Origin of the sequence: Pseudoflavonifractor sp. 524-17, assembly GCF_009935845.1 — a bacterium.
Classification (GTDB): Bacteria; Bacillota; Clostridia; order Oscillospirales; family Oscillospiraceae; genus Pseudoflavonifractor_A.
The window spans coordinates 49,421-67,281 of the sequence record NZ_QWEK01000016.1 but is presented as its reverse complement, the minus strand read 5'-3'; the positions used below and the strand labels follow the sequence as shown (position 1 = coordinate 67,281).

17 protein-coding genes are annotated in these 17,861 nt (G+C 61.8%); 8 read left to right on the top strand and 9 right to left on the bottom strand.

Annotated elements, in window-relative coordinates; all coding sequences use genetic code 11:
- The first annotated feature begins 4 nt into the window (after positions 1 to 4).
- Positions 5 to 2,965 (top strand): hybrid sensor histidine kinase/response regulator, encoded by a 2,961-nt coding sequence (locus tag D1159_RS07180; protein WP_161844999.1) that lies wholly within the window; start codon positions 5 to 7, stop codon positions 2,963 to 2,965.
- Positions 2,966 to 3,060: 95 nt separating this feature from the next.
- Here the strand turns inward: D1159_RS07180 and D1159_RS07175 are convergent, their stop codons facing one another.
- The 5 genes from D1159_RS07175 to D1159_RS19995 form a co-directional block, all read right to left on the bottom strand.
- A complete protein-coding gene (locus tag D1159_RS07175) occupies positions 3,061 to 3,687 on the bottom strand; it encodes a PHP domain-containing protein (protein WP_161844998.1) in 627 nt (208 codons plus the stop codon).
- The gene (locus D1159_RS07170) at positions 3,681 to 4,463 is read right to left on the bottom strand and encodes an ABC transporter ATP-binding protein (protein ID WP_161844997.1); all 783 of its coding nucleotides are present in this window, start codon (positions 4,461 to 4,463) and stop codon (positions 3,681 to 3,683) included. The genes D1159_RS07175 and D1159_RS07170 overlap by 7 nt, the downstream gene beginning before the upstream one ends.
- Positions 4,464 to 4,478: 15 nt before the next feature.
- A complete protein-coding gene (locus tag D1159_RS07165) occupies positions 4,479 to 6,134 on the bottom strand; it encodes an iron ABC transporter permease (protein ID WP_243152163.1) in 1,656 nt (551 codons plus the stop codon).
- Positions 6,135 to 6,210: 76 nt separating this feature from the next.
- Positions 6,211 to 7,326 (bottom strand): ABC transporter substrate-binding protein, encoded by a 1,116-nt coding sequence (locus D1159_RS07160; RefSeq protein ID WP_161844995.1) that lies wholly within the window; start codon positions 7,324 to 7,326, stop codon positions 6,211 to 6,213.
- A gap of 211 nt (positions 7,327 to 7,537) precedes the next feature.
- Complete coding sequence (locus D1159_RS19995; RefSeq protein ID WP_161844994.1) at positions 7,538 to 8,272, bottom strand: lytic transglycosylase domain-containing protein; 735 nt, start codon at positions 8,270 to 8,272, stop codon at positions 7,538 to 7,540.
- Between the two features lie 341 nt (positions 8,273 to 8,613).
- On the opposite strand from D1159_RS19995, the gene infC reads away from it, so the two are divergent.
- The 5 genes from infC (at position 8,614) to D1159_RS19990 (ending at position 10,733) form a co-directional block, all read left to right on the top strand.
- Complete coding sequence (gene infC, locus D1159_RS07150; protein ID WP_161845034.1) at positions 8,614 to 9,168, top strand: translation initiation factor IF-3; 555 nt, start codon at positions 8,614 to 8,616, stop codon at positions 9,166 to 9,168.
- 115 nt (positions 9,169 to 9,283) lie between these two features.
- Positions 9,284 to 9,487: a 50S ribosomal protein L35 gene (gene rpmI / locus D1159_RS07145; protein WP_161844993.1), complete on the top strand. Its 204-nt coding sequence runs from the start codon at positions 9,284 to 9,286 to the stop codon at positions 9,485 to 9,487.
- A 37-nt stretch (positions 9,488 to 9,524) separates the two neighbouring features.
- The gene (rplT, locus tag D1159_RS07140) at positions 9,525 to 9,881 is read left to right on the top strand and encodes a 50S ribosomal protein L20 (protein WP_161844992.1); all 357 of its coding nucleotides are present in this window, start codon (positions 9,525 to 9,527) and stop codon (positions 9,879 to 9,881) included.
- A 133-nt stretch (positions 9,882 to 10,014) separates the two neighbouring features.
- Entirely contained in the window at positions 10,015 to 10,575 is a 561-nt protein-coding gene (locus D1159_RS07135) for a hypothetical protein (RefSeq protein ID WP_161844991.1), read from the top strand.
- 29 nt (positions 10,576 to 10,604) lie between these two features.
- A complete protein-coding gene (locus D1159_RS19990; protein WP_279280010.1) occupies positions 10,605 to 10,733 on the top strand; it encodes a hypothetical protein in 129 nt (42 codons plus the stop codon).
- Here D1159_RS19990 and D1159_RS07130 read toward each other — a convergent pair.
- Positions 10,724 to 11,428, bottom strand: a complete 705-nt coding sequence (locus tag D1159_RS07130; RefSeq protein WP_161844990.1) for a DUF6320 domain-containing protein — start codon at positions 11,426 to 11,428, stop codon at positions 10,724 to 10,726. The two genes, D1159_RS19990 and D1159_RS07130, sit on opposite strands and share 10 nt — an antisense overlap.
- 42 nt (positions 11,429 to 11,470) lie before the next feature.
- Positions 11,471 to 12,763 (bottom strand): hypothetical protein, encoded by a 1,293-nt coding sequence (locus tag D1159_RS07125; protein ID WP_161844989.1) that lies wholly within the window; start codon positions 12,761 to 12,763, stop codon positions 11,471 to 11,473.
- 213 nt (positions 12,764 to 12,976) lie between these two features.
- Here D1159_RS07125 and D1159_RS07120 point away from each other — a divergent pair, with 213 nt between their 5' ends.
- Both D1159_RS07120 and sigG read left to right on the top strand, forming a co-directional pair.
- A complete protein-coding gene (locus D1159_RS07120; protein ID WP_161844988.1) occupies positions 12,977 to 13,930 on the top strand; it encodes an alpha/beta hydrolase in 954 nt (317 codons plus the stop codon).
- Positions 13,931 to 14,140: 210 nt separating this feature from the next.
- Entirely contained in the window at positions 14,141 to 14,911 is a 771-nt protein-coding gene (sigG, locus tag D1159_RS07115; protein ID WP_161844987.1) for an RNA polymerase sporulation sigma factor SigG, read from the top strand.
- 37 nt (positions 14,912 to 14,948) lie between these two features.
- Here the strand turns inward: sigG and D1159_RS07110 are convergent, their stop codons facing one another.
- The gene (locus D1159_RS07110) at positions 14,949 to 15,719 is read right to left on the bottom strand and encodes a class I SAM-dependent methyltransferase (RefSeq protein WP_161844986.1); all 771 of its coding nucleotides are present in this window, start codon (positions 15,717 to 15,719) and stop codon (positions 14,949 to 14,951) included.
- Positions 15,720 to 15,741: 22 nt separating this feature from the next.
- Positions 15,742 to 17,709, bottom strand: a complete 1,968-nt coding sequence (locus D1159_RS07105; protein ID WP_161844985.1) for a bifunctional UDP-sugar hydrolase/5'-nucleotidase — start codon at positions 17,707 to 17,709, stop codon at positions 15,742 to 15,744.
- Positions 17,710 to 17,861: the final 152 nt, after the last annotated feature.

The window sequence follows — 17,861 nt, the reverse complement described above, 5'->3', positions numbered from 1 at the left end:
ATGTATGATAGCCCAGAAAAAGCAGCGGGGAGCTGCCGCGATAGTTGCTGTGCTTGCAGTGGTGATTTTGATCAGTATTGGCTACTCTGGATTCGCTTCCCGGCAGATCTACCAGGAGAGTGTGAGCCACCTGGAGGAGATATACACCCAGATGAACAATACGCTTCGCACCACCCTCACAAAGAACTGGCGGATTCTGCGCAGCTGGAGCCGCTATGTTTCCAGCACGGCGGAGGCCAATCCGGAGGAATTCTTTGCTTTTCTCCAGACGGCGAAGGAGGACTGGCATTTTGCGTCCTTTTATTTCCTGGATGAGGAGGGCGCTTACGTCACCGACCTGGGAGAGACCGGCCGTCTGGAGCTGGGGGATAATCTGGAAAGACTGACGCGAAGCGGGGAAAACATCGTGGTGGACGGCGAGGGATCCGGCGGGGAATGGGTCACCATTTTTGCCGTGCCTGTACAGCCGGGGCGCTATCGGGACTTTGATTACGGGGCCATCGGGATGAGCTTTCGCACGGATGATATGACAAAAGCGCTGAGCATCCAGGCGTTCTCCGGCAAGAGCGACTGTTTCATTACGTATCCGGACGGCCGTGTTCTGTTTTCCTCCCAGAGCCGTGAGAAGCAGCCGGAGCATTTTCTGGACTATCTGGACCGCAGCGGTACCTTTTCCCAAGAGGATATGGAGAAGATTGCCCGGGATTGGGCGAACGGCGAGCAGCGTGTGACCATCTGCCATCTGGACGGGACGGCCTATTATCTGTGCTATCAGCCGGTGGGCTTCTCCGGCTGGATGCTGGCAGGGATTGCGCCGGTGGATCTGGTGAACGCCAATATGAACAGCTTTGTTATTGCGACGCTGGTGGTCATGGCCCTGCTCTTCGGCGTAATCGCTGTGGGCATCATTCTGTCTGTGATTATGAGCAACCGCCGCCGTATGGTGGAAAAGAACCGGGAAATCTATTCCCGGGAGCAGCTGTTTGATCTGCTGACAGAGAATACCGACGACATTTTCATTCTCTTCTCACCGAAGGATTTTACAGCAGAGTATGTCAGCCCCAACCTGGAGCGGGTGGTGGGCCTGGAGCCGGAGGAGATCCGTAAGGATGTGCGCTGCCTGTTGTTCGGGGAGGCGGAGTATATGCTCCCCGACGGACAGCAGCCCCTGTCTCCCGAAACGCTGGCGGCCATTCCCATCAACAGCGTGTGGACGGGGGAGCAGGACATCCTCCACGCCAAGACCCACGAGCTGCGCTGGTTCAAAAAGCTCATCCACCACTGTTCCCTGGAGCGGCGGGACCAGTTTATTCTGATGCTCTCTGACCGCACGAAGGAGCGCCAGATGTACGAGACCCTGGGGGAGGCGCTGCACACGGCCAAGGCCGCCAACGAGGCCAAGAGCAACTTCCTGGCCAATATGTCCCACGACATCCGTACGCCCATGAACGCCATTGTGGGCTTCTCCGTCCTGCTGGGGCGGGACGCCAACGACCCGGAGAAAGTACGGGAGTACACACGGAAAATCGCCTCCTCCAGCCAGCACCTGCTGGGCCTTATCAATGATATTCTGGACATGAGCAAGATTGAAAGCGGCAAGACCTCGCTGAACATCTCGGAATTCAGCCTGCCGGTGCTCATCGACGAGCTGTACACCATGATGCTCCCCCAGGTGCGGGCCAAGGAGCAGAGCTTTGAGCTCTATACAAAGGGCAGCCTGCCGGAGCTGCTGCTGGGCGACAAGCTGCGGCTGAACCAGGTGCTGATCAACCTGCTGTCCAACGCGGTGAAGTATACCCAGACGGGGGGGCATGTCTCTCTTACCGTGGAGGGGCTGGAGCAGAATACCATGCGGCGGGCTCATCTTCAGTTCTCTGTGGCGGATGACGGCTACGGCATGAGCGAGGCCTTTGTCCAAACCATCTTCGACCCCTTCTCCCGGGAGATCACTGAGGCCACCCGGGAGATTCAGGGGACCGGCTTGGGCATGGCCATTACAAAAAACATCATCGACCTGATGGGCGGCACCATCTTCGTCCAGAGCGAGCTGGAGCGGGGGAGCACCTTCACGGTGGAGGTGGAGCTGGCGGTGGCCAACCCAGAGCGGGATGACGCCTTCTGGCAGCACCACAGCATTACCCGCCTGCTGGTGGTGGACGACGAGGAAGGCATCTGCCTGGGGGTGCAGGGCGCTATGGACGGCACCGGGGTGGAGGTTTCCTACGCCACGGACGGCGCCACAGCGGTGGAGCTGGCCGCCGGCGCCCACGCCCGGGGAGAGGCGTTCCACATCATCCTGCTGGACTGGAAAATGCCTGGAATAGACGGACTGGAGACCGCCCGGCGTATTCGCCGGAGGATAGGGACGGAAGTGCCGATTTTTGTACTGACCTCCTACGATCTGGAGGCGGCCAAGGAGGCGGCCCAGGGCGCTGAAATTGATATGTTCCTGCCGAAGCCGTTCTTCCTGTCCAGCTTCCAGCGGGCGGTGGCGCAGCTGCTGGAGGGAGCGGAAGACGCGGTCGATTCCCCTGCCCAGACGGAGACCTCCCTGGAAGGGCTGAAGGTGCTGGCGGCGGAGGACAACGAGATCAACGCGGAGATCCTGGTGGAGCTGCTGGAGATTGAGGGCGTCCAATGCGAGGTGGTGTCCAACGGTGAGGAGGCGGTAAAGCGCTTCACCCGGACCCAGCCCGGTGAGTTTGACATGATCTTTATGGATGTGCAGATGCCGGTTATGGACGGCTATGAGGCCACCCGGGCCATCCGGGCCAGCAGCCACCCTTCGGCAAAGAGCATCCCCATCATTGCTATGACGGCAAACGCCTTTGAGGAGGATATCCAGGCGGCCTTGGCCGCCGGCATGAGCGCCCACACGGCAAAGCCCATTGATATGGATAAGCTGAAGGCCACCATATCCCGGCTGTGGGATTTTCACCAGAAAAAGCCCAAGGGTGGCAAATAACATAAAGCAGGACGGAAAGGGAGTTTACAACCCCTCTCCGTCCTGCTTATTTATGTATAAGTGCATTCACAGCCATAGAACGCGGAATACAGGCTCTAAAAATCGTCCACCACGTCGTATCCGGAGCCGTTCCAAATGGCGGGCCGGACGGGCCGGGCGTGGAGCTGGGCCACGAAATCCGACAGGGTAGCTACGGTCTCCGGCAGCCAGGTGACATACTTGCCCACCTGTCCGGGGACGTGGGCGTCGCTGGCCCCGATGGGCTGGAGGCCCAGCTGCCTGCAATAGGACAGGGCGGTGCGGTTGGCCTCCAGCGTGGTGCTGCCGTTGAGGACCTCCACGCCGTGGAGGCCCTTTACCCGGCGCAGGTTGTCCTCCAGCCCCCGGTTGTTGTTGCGGAAAGGGTGGCAGGAGACGCAGAAGCCTCCGGCGGCGTTGACATGGTCGATAAAGGTCTGGGCATCCACCCGGGTGGGGGGGTAGTCGTCGATCCCCCAGGCGGTGATATCGCCCTGGAGGGAGAAAAACTCAATGCCCACAAAGATGGGGAAGTTTACCCTGCGGGAGTAGCGCTCCGCTTCCTCCCGCAGGCCCATGCTGTCGTGGTCGGTGATGCACACGCCGTCCAGCCCCCGGGCCTTGGCCAGGGTGACAATCTCCTCCAAGGACAGAGCGCTGTCCAGGGAGCAGGTCCGCTCGTGCAGGTGCATGTCAATCAGCATGGAGATTCCCCCTTCACCTCTTTTTTGACCACTTTCCAGACGGAGCCGTCCGGCTGCCAGAGGAGGTCGTCCAGCCCCAGGAAGCCGGAGACAAAGGAGTCGGCAGGCTGGTGGTAGATGTCCAGAGGAGTGCCGTACTGGACCAGACGGCCCTTCTCCATGATGGCCATATAGTCGGCCAGAATGAGGGCCTCCTCCTGGTCGTGGGTGACAAAGACCATCGTCATGCCCAGGTCCCGCTGGAGCTTTTTCAGCTCCTGGCGCATTTTCACCCGCAGCGCGGCGTCTAAATTGGAGAAGGGCTCGTCCAGCAGGCAGAGCTTGGGCTCCACAATCAGGGCCCGGGCCAGGGCCACCCGCTGCTGCTGTCCGCCGCTGATCTCGTAGATGCGGGCGTTTTCATAGCCCTCCAGCCCCACCAGGCGGAGGTACTCCGCCCCCTTCTCTCTGGCCTGGGCTTTGGAATAGGCGCGGAATTTCAGTCCGTAGATCACATTTTGGAGCACCGTCATGTGGGGAAACAGGCCGTAGGACTGAAAGACGGTGGTCACAGGCCGCTGTTCCGGCGGCATGTGGGTGATGTCCTGACCGTCCAGCAGGATGCGCCCGCCGTCCGGGGTGAGAAAGCCGCCGATCATGTTCAGCGTGGTGGTCTTCCCGCAGCCGGAGGACCCCAGGATACACAGGAGCTGCCCCCGCTCCAAGGAGAGGGAGAGATCCTGCACCACCTCTTTCTCACTAAAGCGTTTCTTCAAATGGGACAAGTCAAGATACACAGACAGTCCTCCTTGTTAAGATCGTTTCGGGGCGGGCCGCCGGGCGCCCAGGGTGGTGAGGGCGTAGACGCTCCCCTCCACCGCCAGCACCAGGACAATGATGGTGGTGGCAATGAGGGAGGCCGTGGCGTACTCCCCCACCTGGACCGCGTCGAAGAGCTTGAAGACCGCCAGCTTCCGCCCGGGACTGATGAGGAAGAGAATGGCTCCAGCAGTAGTCATGCTGCTGGAGAAGTTGTAGACAAAGCAGCTGAGGAAGGCGGGGCGCAGGCCGGGGAAGATGACATCCCGCAGCACGGACCACTGGCCGCCGCCCAGATCCCGGACTGCCCGCTCCAGAGAAGTGGGGACCTGGGCTAAGGCGGCGGAACAGATCTTGGTGGTGGTGGGCAGCTGCTTGAAGAGCATGTTAGCCAGCACAATGACCGCCGTGCCAGTGAGCTTCAGGGGCGGATGGTTGAAGGCCAGAATATAGCCGATGCCGAAGCAGGTGCCGGGGATCATATAGGGCAGAGTGACCAGGCAGTCGAAGAAGTGTCGCCCAGGCACCCGCCGCCGCTCCATATAGTAGGAGAAGAGCATGGCAAGCAGAGTGCCGGCCAGAGAGACAATGAGGGCGTAGCCTACGCTGCGCAGCATGGTGCTGCGATCATAGGTGAACAGCTGCTTGAGATACTGGGTGGTGAAGACATACCCCTCCCGGCTGCTGCGCAGGAAGCCGGACAGGAAAATGCAGCCGTATTGCAGCACCATGGCCAGAAAGAACAGCAGGCTGACGGCGAGGATCAGCACCCCCGCCGCTCCGCAGCGGCGCAGGGGGAGCTGCAGCGCCTCCTGCCGGGAGCGGCCGGCCTGGGCCAGGCGGTCGGTCTGCCGCATCAGGGCGCGGTACACAAAAAAGGCGGCGATGGAGGGGAGCAGCAGAAAGAGATTCATAGCGGCGGCCTTCTCCAGATTGGAGTAGCCCACCAGCTGGAGATAGATCTCCGAGGCGATGGTGGAGAACCGCCCGCCGATGATCACCGGCGTACCGAAGTCGGCCAGAGAGCGGACAAAGGACAGCAGCAGCGATACCAGAATGCCTGGCCCCAGCAGGGGGAGAACCACGTCCCGCAGAATGGCGGCGGGCTTGGCGCCCAGGTCCCGGGCGGCCTGTAGGCTTCCTGTGTCCAGCTTTTCCAGCATCCCGTTGAGGAAGAGGGCGTTCAGGGGGACAAAGGAAATGCTCTGCATTAAAATGACGCCCCAGCAGTTGTAGGGATTCCAAGACAGCCCCAGCAGCCGGTGGGTGATCCAGCCGCGCCGGCCGTAGAGCTGGATATAGGCCAGAGAGGAGACAAAGGGGGGCGAGACCATGGTGATAAGCAGAATAGCCATGCACAACAGCTTGCCCCAGCGCTGGCGTGTGGCCAGAAAGAGCGCGGCGGCCACCGAGAAGAGGGTACACAATACCGCCGTACACACCCCCACAAAGACGCTGTTCCACAGGTTGTCCCGGTACTGCTGCCAGACCGTCTGGTAGAACTCCAAGGTGAGGCCGTCCGCACCCCGGAAGCTGCGCAGGACGATGAACACAATGGGGACGAGGACGAACAGGCACACCAGTCCCAGCAGGGTCAGCAGAACCAGCTTGTCTGCCCCGCGGCCGAAAAGGCGAAAAAGGGCATCCAAAGATGCCCCTTTTCCGGCGGAACCGCAGCGATCCCCCCCGCCCTGGGGGCGGGGGGGCGGCGCGGAAGTGCCATGCTTATTCATCGGCGGCCTTGTCGCCCATCAAGGTCTCAAAGCGCTCCAGAATCTCGGTGCGCTGGCTGCCGAACAGGGAGAGATCCTCTTTCATGAGAATGCCGGTGTCGTAGCCCAGCTCAACCCCCTCCAGAGAGGGCTTGACCAGCTTGGCGCCGTCCTTCTTGTCGATGTCGGCCAGCATACGCAGGTTTTCGTCGCTGCTGAACAGCCACTCCACAAAGTACTTGGCGGCCTCCACATTCTCTGCGTTCTTGAACACGGCCACGCCCTCCGGCACCCAGGGAATGCCGTCAGAGGGATAGACGATGGTCAGCCCCTTCTCCTGGGCCTGGGCCTCCACGCCCCGGTCAATATAGGAGATGCCGATGGCGTACTCGCCGGCGCCGGTCTTATTCAGGGGGTCGGAGCCCCGCTTGCCGTAGTATGCGATATTCTCGTTCAGGGCCTCAAAATAGGTCCAGCCCTCCTCGTCGCCCAAAGTCTGGAGCAGGGCGTTGACGACAGCGTAGTTGGTGCCGGAAACGGCGGGGTTGGACATGATGATTTCACCGGCGTACTCCGGCTTGGTCAGGTCGGCCCAGCTGGCGGGGGCGGTGAGGCTCAGCTCCTGGGCCAGGGCGTCGTTGACCAAAAAGCCCACAATGGTGATGCCCTTGGAGAACCAGTAGCCGTCGGCATCCTTGTAGGTGTCAGCCAAGTCGGCAGAGGCGTCAAAGGTCACCTGCTCCAGCAGGCCGTCCTCCTTGGCGCTCATGAAGGCGTCAATGCCGCCGCCGAACCACAGGTCAGCGGAGGGGGTGCCGCCCTCAGCCCGCAGCTTGGAGAGTACCTCGCCGGAGGACATGGACAGCAGCTCTACCTTGACGCCGGTCTCCTGGGTAAAGACGTCAAACAGGGCCACATAGTCCTCGCTGGTGGCCACAACCTTCATGGTGCCGGACAGCGCGGGGGCCGGCTCGGGCGTGGGATCGGCCTCCGGCGTAGGCGCGGCGGAGGGGGCGGCGCTGGGCGTGGCCTCAGGAGTGGGGGTAGCGGCGCTCTGTCCGCCGCCGCAGGCGGCCAGGGCGAGAACCATGGACAGTGCCAGGAGCAGCGGCAACAATTTCCGTTTCATTTTTGACAGCATTCCTTTCTGTGTACATGCTATGCCCTCCGGCGAACCGGCGGCATTGCGATTACTATATTAGTCTGCATCGCGGTTGTCAAATTATATTCGAATTTTTAATTTATGCTGTTGTAGATATAGAGAAAAACAATAATTTGGCCCGGGACATAAAAAAACGCCCCCGGAACGCTGAAAGGCGTTCCGGGGGCGGCGGTGGGTTTTACAGTGCGCGGGGGCCGTGGGAATCCCGTTCCCCGCTGTCCGCTTCGCCGGAGAGAATCTCGTTGAGACGGTCGGCGGCGGACAGCTTCATGGACTCGCAGAAGAGCACCAGGTCCTCCCCGGTGAGCCACGGCGTACCATTGAGCTCTTGGACGATCTCCGACAGGGCGGCGGAGGCGGACTCCACATGCCGGTCCATCACCCCGGTGGGGGAGGAGGCAGAGACAGAGGCGGGAACAGAGCAGTCGCCCCCCAGGTAGCCCATCACCTTGCGTACATAGTTCTGGGTCTCGGCGTAGGGAGGAACGCCGCCGTACCGGTCCACACTGCCGGGGCCGGCATTATAGGCCGCCAGGGCCAGGGTGGTATTTCCGTCGTAGCGGTCCAGCATCTGCCGGAGGTATTTTGCGCCGCCCAGGATGTTCTGGCCGGCATTGTAGGGGTCGCTGACGCCCAGAGCCCGGGCGGTGGCCGGCATCAGCTGCATTACGCCCACCGCGCCGCAGTGGGAGACCGCGTCGGGGGTGAAGTTGGACTCCGCCTTGGCCACCGCCTTGAGCAGGGCGGCAGGGACGCCGGTGGCCTGGGAGGCCTGGACGAACAGCCCGTCTAAATTGGTCTTGTCAGAGACGGCCTGCATAACCTGCCGGAAATCCATCTCTGAAGCAACGCCCGAACCGCTGAGACGGATACGGGACTGGGGGAGATCCATGGACAGTGCGCCAACCATCATACGCGGACACGCCTTTCCTCTCAAATGCAATCTTTGTTTTATTAGGATAGCACAGTTGAAAGAAGAAAACAAGGGGTATTTGCGCGCAATCCGCGCCATGAAACCGCCGGTTGGGAATACAGGCGCTTACGTCATATCACAAGGTATGAAGCAGAAAATTTTTGTTGACAACGCTGTCAGACGCTGGTATACTAGGAACGCACAATAAAGCAGAACGGTTCCCGTCCTCACCTCCAGCGTGTCAGCGAAGAGGTCAACATGGTTTTGCGCGCCGGCAGTGCCGGCGGGCTTTGTTCATGTAGCGCGGGTACCGGAAGAGGTAGCCGCTTTTTTGTTGAAAAATTGAGAATGGGAGGTGCTGTCGTATCAGCAACAAGGGTCATCAAATCAACGAGGAGATCCGCGACAAAGAGGTCCGTCTGGTCTCTGCCGCCGGTGAGCAGCTGGGCATTATGTCCGCGCGGGAGGCACTGGAGAAGGCAGTGGAGGCAGATATGGACCTGGTGAAAATTTCCCCCACCGCCGTTCCCCCTGTCTGCAAGCTGATGGACTACGGCAAGTTCAAGTTTGAGCAGACCAAGCGGGAAAAAGAGGCGAAGAAGAACCAGCGCGTCGTGGAGATCAAAGAAGTCCGCATGTCTCCCAGCATTGATGTGAACGATTTCAACGTCAAGCTCCGAAACGCGCAGAAATTCCTCAGTGAGGGCAACCGGGTCAAGGTCACCGTCCGCTTCCGCGGTCGCGAGATGGCCCACACCGACATCGGCCGGAATCTTCTGGTCAAGTTCGCTCAGGAGTGTGCTGAGGTCGCCGCGTTGGATAAGGAACCCAAGCTGGACGGACGGCACATGTCCATTTTCCTCTCCCCGAAGGCTGCCAAAGAGGGCAAGAAGTAGGAAGTTCAGCCGGGCGAAAAGACTGTTTCGACGGGCTGAGGCGCCGGCACGCCGCCGGCATCCGGGACTACAAGGACCCGGGGTACCCACATTGTAACGTAAAGGAGATACTACCATGCCTAAGCTGAAAACCCACAGCGGCGCGAAGAAGAGATTCAACCTCACCAAGACCGGCAAGGTCAAGCGCGCCCACGCTAACAAGCGCCACCTGCTCAACGGCCACGGAAAGACCACCAAGATCAAGCGGGGCCTCCGCGCCGGCGCCTATGCGGACAAGACCAACGAGCCCGCCATCAAGCGCATGATTCCCTACAAATAACCGAATTTTACTCATTGATATAGGAGGCTAACCGACAATGGCTAGAGTGAAAGGCGCGATGATGACGCGCAAGAGAAGAAATAAAACCCTGAAGCTGGCCAAGGGCTACTTTGGCGCTAAGTCCAAGCACTTCAAGATGGCGAAAGAGCAGGTCATGAAGTCCCTGACCTACGCCTACACCGGCCGCCGGCTGAAGAAGCGCGACTTCCGTCAGCTGTGGATCGCCCGCATCTCCGCCGGCTGCAAGCAGAACGGAATGAACTACTCCACCTTTATGAACGGCCTGAAGAAGGCGGGCGTGGAGATTAACCGCAAGATGCTCTCCGAGCTGGCCATCCACGACAAGGCCGCGTTCACCCAGCTCACCGACCTGGCCAAGAGTAAGCTGGCGTAACCGGAACAAACCCATATTACAGACAGGCGGCGCTGAGGAATTCAGCGGCGCCTGTTTTGCCGTGTGCATCTTGCGCGGCGGGGATTTTTTGGCTATAATAAGAGAGACAAAATCAGGAGAGGAGGGAATATGTATGCTGCCATTGATCAGCGGCTATGGGGGATATCCGTCCTATTGGTCCTCCCTTTCCCGCGCAGGCGGGGCTGGACGGGCCGAGGCTGCTCAGGGAGAGCGGCCTGGGGATGTGCCGGCGCTGTCCGCGGACTCGGCTGTGCCGCCGGTGACCGGCGCGGCAGAGGCAGAAGGTCAGGACGGCCTGCGCAATGACCTGCAGGGCCGGGACACCGGGGAGTGCGAGACCTGCAAGAACCGGAAGTATCAGGACGGATCCAGCGACCCGGGGGTGTCCTTCAAGACGCCCACCCGGCTGTCGCCGGAGGAGGCGGCCAGCATGGTCCGGGCCCACGAGATGGAGCATGTGGTGCGCAACCAGCAAAAGGCCCTGCGGGAGGAGCGGAAGGTGGTCTCCCAAAGCGTCACCTACCACACCGCCATCTGTCCCGAGTGCGGACGGGTCTATGTCTCCGGCGGCACCACCCGCACAGTGACCCAGAACGACGACCGGGCGTCTCTGTTCCAGATCGGCATCCCCCAGGAGGAGACAAAGGGCAAAAATCTGTCGCTCACCGCGTAACCGCGGGTGTGCATAGCAGGGGCGTGTGGATGGTGAATCCATGCGCCCCTGCTGCGTGCGCCCGCCTCTCCTGGCTGAAGGACGCCGGCCGTCTGGAGGCGGTGTTTGAGGACAATATGCTGCTGTGGCGGCGGGGGATAGCGGTGGGTCACATGTGAAACCTGCGCCGGGCCTCCTCCCGGAGGGAGGGCACCCGCCGCACCACCAGCAGGGGGATGATGAGGGCGGCACAGATGGTCATTACCACCAGCGACCAGCCCGGGTCCCAGGTACCGGTGCAGAACCGATCCACGAAGAACTCCACCCCCAGGAGAAAGACGCCGGTGGTCCCCAGAATCAGCGTCACGGAGGTGAGGATGGATCGCTTGGATATGCCCAGAGTCAGTCCAAGGAAGAGGGCGCAGGCTCCGCCAGTGAGAATAATGGGCAGCGCCAGGGCACGGTACCAGCCGGCGCCGTCCAGGTCGATGGCGATGAGCAGGACGTAGACCGCGATGGCGGTGGTGTCGATCCCCAGACGCAGCAGCAGGGGCATTCCCCGGGCCAGCAGGGGAGGCACCAGCCACAGCCACAGCATCAGCACCGCCCCGATGATGTACAGCGACCAAATCCGCTTGGCGGGGAGGAAGAGGTTGAGCACCGCGCAGCATACCGCCACACAGGCCAGCATGGCGGTGAGCAGCAGGGCCAGCTCCCGCTTGGACACCGGCGCCACCTCCCCCCGCTCCGCAGGGAAGGGGGGCGGGGAGGTGCGGTCTACCGGCTGGTTGGGATTGCGGACCGGGGTATGGCACAGCGGACAGGCGGACGCGGTTTTATCCAGCTCCACTCCGCAGTTAACGCAGTAGGACATGAAATTCCTCCTCTTTTGTGGTGAAATAGCCGGTTTTGAGGCTCAGATCCGGTTGCTCTCCACCCTGACGGGAATGCCCTCCCGGACCAGAAAGCGGAAGAAGTCCCGCTCGGTGTCCGTCTCCTTCAGCGTGCCGGCGAAGGTGATCTCCATTTGATTGCCGTAGCTGATGGAGGCGCAGTGGACCCGGGGGTTGGTGGCCTGTCCCAAAATGACCTCCATGCGCCGGATGTGAGGGGCCATGGCCGGGGGCACGGAAAAGGCGCCGGGGTTGGTGTAGGTGCCGGAGTAGGGCCATGTGCCGGCCACAAGGTAGCTCAGGGCCATGATGGGATTTTTCACCCAGATGGGGATGGCTTGGAGGACAGGGTTGGTCTGGAACCGGACGTTTCCGGTGAGCAGCGCCTGCATCTCCTGCCGGTTGATGTGCAGGCGCATAAAGTGATGGACCTGGGCCAGCAGCTCGGGAAAGGTGTAGCGCCCCAAGGTGGGGTCGATGCAGGGCCGCACGGTGAGGATAAAGTTGCGCAGGGTTTTTGACGGGAACCAGGGCCGCAGATTGATCGGGATGGCCAGAGCCACCGGCTTGGGCCGGAGAGGCCGCTGCCGCTCCTGGTTGTCTATTATAACTTTTAGTAGAACTCCTGTTAAATATTCCGTTATAGACACGCCATAGGATTTGGCTTTTGCCTTTAGCTGATCCACCGGAAGAAACCCCATGGTGACGTTGAGAGTATAAAAGGGCTCCGGCGTCCCGGTGTTTTGGAAAGCTCTGGGGGGAATGGGGCTGCGCAGTACCTTTTTCCCGGCGTACCGGGCGTAGGCGTCCTCCAGCTCCTCTGGTTGGGGGGGCTCGTCCACATCCAGCACGCCCCCCTCGCTGGGCACGTCGTGACCCAGCTCCCGGAGGTAGACCGCAAGCAGTGTGCGGAAAAAGACCAGCGCCCCCGCCCCGTCGGACAGGGCGTGAAAGACCTCCAGGGAGATCCGGGCCTCGTAGTAGTAAAACCGCACCAGCCACCCGTTGTCCTCCTTGAAGCGCACAGGCTGGCAGGGGTTGGAGATATCCCGCTTCACAAAGGGCCCGGGGGCGTGGTTGGGTTCAAAGTAGTACCAAAAGGCCCCCCGCTTGATGCGCACCCCAAAGCCGGGAAACCGGGGCATGGTTTGCGCTACCGCCCGCTGGAGAGCCGCCGGATCCACCGGGGCGTCCATTACCGCGGAAAAACGGTAGATGGCGGAGTAGTCCTCCTTCTGAAGCGCGGAGTACAGGACGCCGGCGTTGTCCAGGGGGAACCATTCCTTTTGCGGGGGAGCTGCATTCTTTTTTGACATAGCACCGCCTCCTGTAGCCATAGTTTAGCACCCTTTTCTGTAAACTACAAGGGAAACGGCGGAGGGCGGCGCACCTGCCGTGTCTGTTTGCGGCTGCCGCGGGAGGAGAAACGAGGGAGCTTATTGACATTCCAGCTTGCGGGGGGTAAGATGAGCGTGGCATTGAAGGAGCAGCCCATGCGCTGCGGAAGAAAGGCAAAGGAGAAGGGGTCTATGGAACACAGTCCCAAGCAGAAACGGTCCGGGGAGGACGGCCGCCGCCGGGCGGAGTCCCGCCGTCTCGCGCCCATAATGAAAGCCCTGAAGGCCGTCCATACCGCCGCCTCGCCGGAATCTATGGCGCCGGAGGATCTGGAGCGCCAGCGCAGGGGGCAGGAGGTGCTGGGCCGTCTCATTGCCCCCATCGCCGGCGTCCGCTGGGAGCCCTTTAACCTGGAGGGAATGGACGCCGCCTGGGCCCGGCCCAACCGGGGACACGACCGCAAGCATGCCATTTTGTACTGCCACGGCGGCGGCTACACCAGCGGCAATCTGGGCTATTCCAGGCCCATTGCCTCCAAGCTGTCCAATGTGACGGGGTACGAGGTGCTCTCCTTCGAGTACCGCCTGGCCCCGGAGCATCCCTACCCCGCCGCGGTAGAGGATGCGCTGAAGGCATGGGATTACCTGATGTACCTGGGTTACGGAGCCCGGGACATTGTGGTGGCCGGGGACTCGGCGGGGGGCAATCTGGCCCTGGTGCTGACCCACCGGCTGAAGGCGGCGGGGCGGCGGCTTCCCGCCGCGCTGATCCTCATGTCCCCCTGGACGGATATGACGGCCAGCGGGCGCTCCTACCGGGAGCGGGCGGGGCTGGATCCCTCCTTGACCCTGGAGTATATCTATGCGGTGCGGGAGGCCTACGCCGGGGGCGCGGACTGGAGCGATCCCGGCCTGTCCCCCCTGTTCGGCGATTTCTCCGGCTTCCCGCCGGTGCTGATCCAGGCCGGCACCCATGAGATTCTCCTGTCTGACTCGGTGCGCCTGCGGGACCGGCTGGTGTCCGCGGGGATTCCCTGCCGCCTGGAGGTGTGGCGGGACATGTGGCATGTGTTTCAGATGTTCCCCATCAGGCGGGCGGGGGAGGCCATGGAGAGCATCGGCCGCTTTCTGCTGGAGCAGTTCTGAGGGCAGTGCGTAATCCCTGCGCCGCGTCAGGAAATACACCCGGTTCCGGAATGGCCACAGGGGCAATCCTGGGGCCATTTTTTGCTTTTGCCCGGCGGAAGTCCATCGAAAGGCGTCGAATGATAAAAAATATCTCCCCTGTCCCGGAAGTATGAATCCAGGCGCCTGGGAAATACTGAAAGCAAATCCTTATTCGCGGGAGGCGCTTTTATGCAGGGAAAAGTGGAGATCTGCGGCGTCAACACGGCAAAGCTGAAGGTGCTGAAAAACGAGGAGACCATCGGCCTTCTCAAGAGGGCCAAAACCGGGGACACCGCCGCCAGGGAAAAGCTGATCGCCGGGAATCTGAGGCTGGTTTTGTCCGTGATTCAAAAATTCAGCGGCCGGGGAGAGCTGGCCGACGACCTGTTTCAGGTGGGCTGCATCGGCCTGATTAAGGCGATTGACAATTTCAACACCGACCTGGACGTGCGCTTTTCCACCTACGGTGTGCCGATGATCGTGGGGGAGATCCGCCGTTATCTCCGGGACAACAGCGCGGTTCGGGTGTCCCGCTCCATGCGGGACACGGCCTACAAGGTTCTCCAGGCCAAGGAGAAATATCTGGCGGAGCACCAGCGGGAGCCAACGGTGGAGGAGGTGGCCAAAATTCTGGGCATCAAGCGGGAGGAGGTGGTCTTCGCCCTGGACGCCATCGTGGACCCGGTCTCCCTCTTCGAGCCGGTGTACTCCGACGGCGGGGACACCATCTGTGTCATGGACCAGGTGCGGGACGCTAAGAACACCGACGAGAACTGGCTGGAGCACATCGCTCTCAAGGAGGCTATCGCCCAACTCAGCGAGCGGGAGCGCCACATCCTGAATCTCCGCTTTTTTGAGGGCCGCACCCAGATGGAGGTCTCCGCCGAGGTGGGGATCTCCCAGGCTCAGGTCTCCCGGCTGGAGAAAAACGCCCTGAAGCAGATCCGGAAAAATATGTGACCAGTGAGAAAATAGAAAATGGGGGCTGGGAGCGGGTTTAAAAACCCGCTCCCAGCCCCTTAGTAAGGTACTGCAGCCCGGGCGTCTGGGCGGAGATAAGGAGCATCATGGGCCGGCGCAGTTCGTCGGCCATGCCGGGCAGGTCCATAAGGGCGGGATCCGGTCTGGGCTCCACCAGCCGCTTCAAGAGAAAGCCGGCGTCCAGGAGGGCGTCCAGATAGGTGGTCAGGGTGCGGTGGTATTTCACCACGTCGCAGTCTAAAAACCGGGCGGTCCGCGCCCCCTCGGAGAAGTAGCGGTCCACCGGCCAGTGAAGGGGGACGCCGCCGCTGTCACAGTGCCACTGCTGGCTGCCCTGGGCGGTAAAGACCGGATGCTCACAGGAGAAGACAAAGGCGCCGCCGGGAACCAGGGCCTGAAAAACCGCTTCAAACACCGGTCTGATATCGGCTACGTAGTGGAAGGCCAAAGAGCTGAGCACAATGTCAAAGGAGCGGGGAGCGGGCCTGCAGTCCTCAATTGCCTCCTGCTGGTAAGTAACGCAGGGGTCCCCGGTCATGGCCCTGGCCTGGGCCAGCATCTTTTCCGACAGATCCACCCCCAGCACGGTGGCGGCTCCCTGCTGTGCGGCGTACCGGCAGTGCCAGCCGAAGCCGCAGCCCAGATCCAGCACCCGCTTTCCAGAAAAATCAGGCAGCAGCGCCCGCAGGGCGTGCCACTCTCCGGCGGCAGACAGCCCCTCCACAGATCGGGGAAACCGGCGGTATTGTTTAAAGAAGACTGGGTTGTCATAGGCGTTCTCTCTCATGGGAAACACTCCTCTTGTGGAATCAGCCCCGGTAGCGGCGGCGGGCGGGCCTCCTGCGGCTGTGGGAACCGTAGACCCGGCGCTTCCGCCTGCCGCTGCGCAGCCGCCAGACCAAAAAGACCACGAGGATCACAGCCGCCAGCACGGCGGCGTAGAGAATGAGGGCAATCCGGTTGGGATTTCTGAGCAGTTCCAGGGGGTTCCAGGAGGGGTGTACCGTCTTGCGCCCCTCGGGGGCCTGATAGCGCTGGTCCACGGTGCCCATGGACTGGAGATAGGAGGCCAGGGCGTACCACTCCTTTACCTCGGCGCCGTTGGCATTGTGGATGATGTGGGCCTCCAGATCGTCGATGGGGTTTCCCTGGGCGTCCCGGGGGGTGATGGACAGCAGGCCGAAGGACTTCCCGTTTACCGTCCCCAGCATCTGGCCGGAGTACAGCCCGGTGACCACCCGGTAGAGCTTTCCGTCCTCAATGGGCGCCCGGGCGCCGTCCGGCAGCACCTGGGCGCAGCCGGTGACCTTGTTGAAGATCAGCCGGTGGGGGTTGAAGGTCCACTCCATCCCCGCGCCGTAGAGCTGGGCGGCGGGCATCAGGGGGGTGACGGAGGCGTCCACCTCAAAGGCATCCTTCAGCTCCCGGCCGTAGATCCAGGCGGAGATGAGGGGATAGCCCGGAGTGCCGTCCGCCCCTACCCCCAGAGAAGAGACGTTGAAGGCGTCGCTGGTGGTGATATCCCCTGGGGCAAAGGAGGCACGGATGACTCCCGACGCCACCACGGCGAAGTCCACTGGTATGTAGTCCGCGCCCTCCGCCTCCTGGACAGCGTAGACATAGGAATCAGCGATGAGATTGCCCAAGGGCTCCTCCCGCTGCTGGTCTGCGAAGGCGCGGATGGGGGTAAAGGAGTAGGGATTGTGGGCCAGCACCTGGCGGAAGCCCAGGCCGTACTGGCTGAGATAGCGGTCCTCCACCGCCGCCTGGAACTGGTCCGCCATCCGGACCAGCTCCGGGTCCTCCGCCGCGGAATCGTCCACGGGGATCAGTTTGTACTCCTGGACCTCCAGGGCATCTCCCTGCTTGGAGATGGTGAGCCGCCCCAGGTTTTCCGTATAAGGGCCGCAGGAGACGATAAGGGTGTTCCCCACCCGGATGGGATCCTCCAAAGTGGTGTGGGTGTGGCCGGAGATGATGACGTCAATGCCCTGCACCTCTTTGGCCAGCGTGTAGTCCTCCCCCTTGCCGTTATCCGTACCGCTGTGGGAGAGGCAGAGGATGAAATCCGGGTTCTCCTTTGCCTGGATCTCCGCCACCACCGCCTTGGCGGTGTCCACGGCGGGGTAGAAGTCCATGCCGGACATGGGGGCGTTGGAGTCGGCCTCCTCCCCCATAAGGCCGAATACCGCCACCCGCACCGGCTCCTCTCCCGGGGCGGCGGCGCGCTCGATTATAGTATAATCGGCAACGCCGAAGCGGTCCCAGGCAGCCCGGCTCTCGGCGTCCTCCTCCGGGGGCTTGTAGTTGGCAGCCACAAGGGCGGGGAGTGGGTCCCCGCTGTCCGCCGCGGCGGTGAGCATCTGGGCCAGTCCGGCGGCGCGGTAGTCAAACTCGTGGTTGCCCAGGGTGGCCGCGTCGTAGCCCATGGCCCCCAGGGCCCGCAGCTCCGGCGCGTCGGTGGAATAAATGGTCTGAAAGAGGGAGCCCATGGAGAAATCGCCTGCGTCCAGGGTGACGGTGGGGGCGCGGTAGGAGGTTGCGTCCCCGGCCTGGACGGGGGTATCCCGCTCCCGCTTGATCAAGGTGGCCAGCCTGGTATAGCCTCCATAGGTTCCGTTCCCGTCCTCATTGGCCGCCGGCAGCCAGTGGTCGTGGGTGTCGTGGGTAAATAGAATGGTCAGCGTGTCCGGCCCGGCGGCGGCCGCCGGAGCGGCAAGACCGGCGAAAAGCAGTCCGGCCAGTATCCACATGGGAGTGCGGTGACTCCTGCCCATCTGTTGTTCCTCCTGTTCTGTGTGTTCTTTTGTACCGGCGTTGCAGAGAAACCTCAGACAAGCCTTATTCCCTATTTTGCCACACTTGACTGAAAAAAGAAAGGGAAACCAGTAAAAAGTGAAAGAGATTACTTCCAGGCCAAAGGGCTGGA

Bases quoted from the DNA above. Each gene is read 5' to 3' on its own strand.
- D1159_RS07175 (WP_161844998.1), bottom strand. From the start codon at position 3,687: ATGCTGATTGACATGCACCTGCACGAGCGGACCTGCTCCCTGGACAGC.
- rplT (WP_161844992.1), top strand. From the start codon at position 9,525: ATGGCTAGAGTGAAAGGCGCGATGATGACGCGCAAGAGAAGAAATAAA.
- D1159_RS07110 (WP_161844986.1), bottom strand. From the start codon at position 15,719: ATGAGAGAGAACGCCTATGACAACCCAGTCTTCTTTAAACAATACCGC.
- D1159_RS07135 (WP_161844991.1), top strand. From the start codon at position 10,015: ATGCTGCCATTGATCAGCGGCTATGGGGGATATCCGTCCTATTGGTCC.
- D1159_RS19990 (WP_279280010.1), top strand. From the start codon at position 10,605: ATGGTGAATCCATGCGCCCCTGCTGCGTGCGCCCGCCTCTCCTGGCTG.
- sigG (WP_161844987.1), top strand. From the start codon at position 14,141: ATGCAGGGAAAAGTGGAGATCTGCGGCGTCAACACGGCAAAGCTGAAG.
- D1159_RS07130 (WP_161844990.1), bottom strand. From the start codon at position 11,428: ATGTCCTACTGCGTTAACTGCGGAGTGGAGCTGGATAAAACCGCGTCC.
- D1159_RS07120 (WP_161844988.1), top strand. From the start codon at position 12,977: ATGGAACACAGTCCCAAGCAGAAACGGTCCGGGGAGGACGGCCGCCGC.
- D1159_RS19995 (WP_161844994.1), bottom strand. From the start codon at position 8,272: ATGATGGTTGGCGCACTGTCCATGGATCTCCCCCAGTCCCGTATCCGT.
- D1159_RS07105 (WP_161844985.1), bottom strand. From the start codon at position 17,709: ATGGGCAGGAGTCACCGCACTCCCATGTGGATACTGGCCGGACTGCTT.
- rpmI (WP_161844993.1), top strand. From the start codon at position 9,284: ATGCCTAAGCTGAAAACCCACAGCGGCGCGAAGAAGAGATTCAACCTC.
- D1159_RS07160 (WP_161844995.1), bottom strand. From the start codon at position 7,326: ATGAAACGGAAATTGTTGCCGCTGCTCCTGGCACTGTCCATGGTTCTC.
- D1159_RS07180 (WP_161844999.1), top strand. From the start codon at position 5: ATGATAGCCCAGAAAAAGCAGCGGGGAGCTGCCGCGATAGTTGCTGTG.
- D1159_RS07125 (WP_161844989.1), bottom strand. From the start codon at position 12,763: ATGTCAAAAAAGAATGCAGCTCCCCCGCAAAAGGAATGGTTCCCCCTG.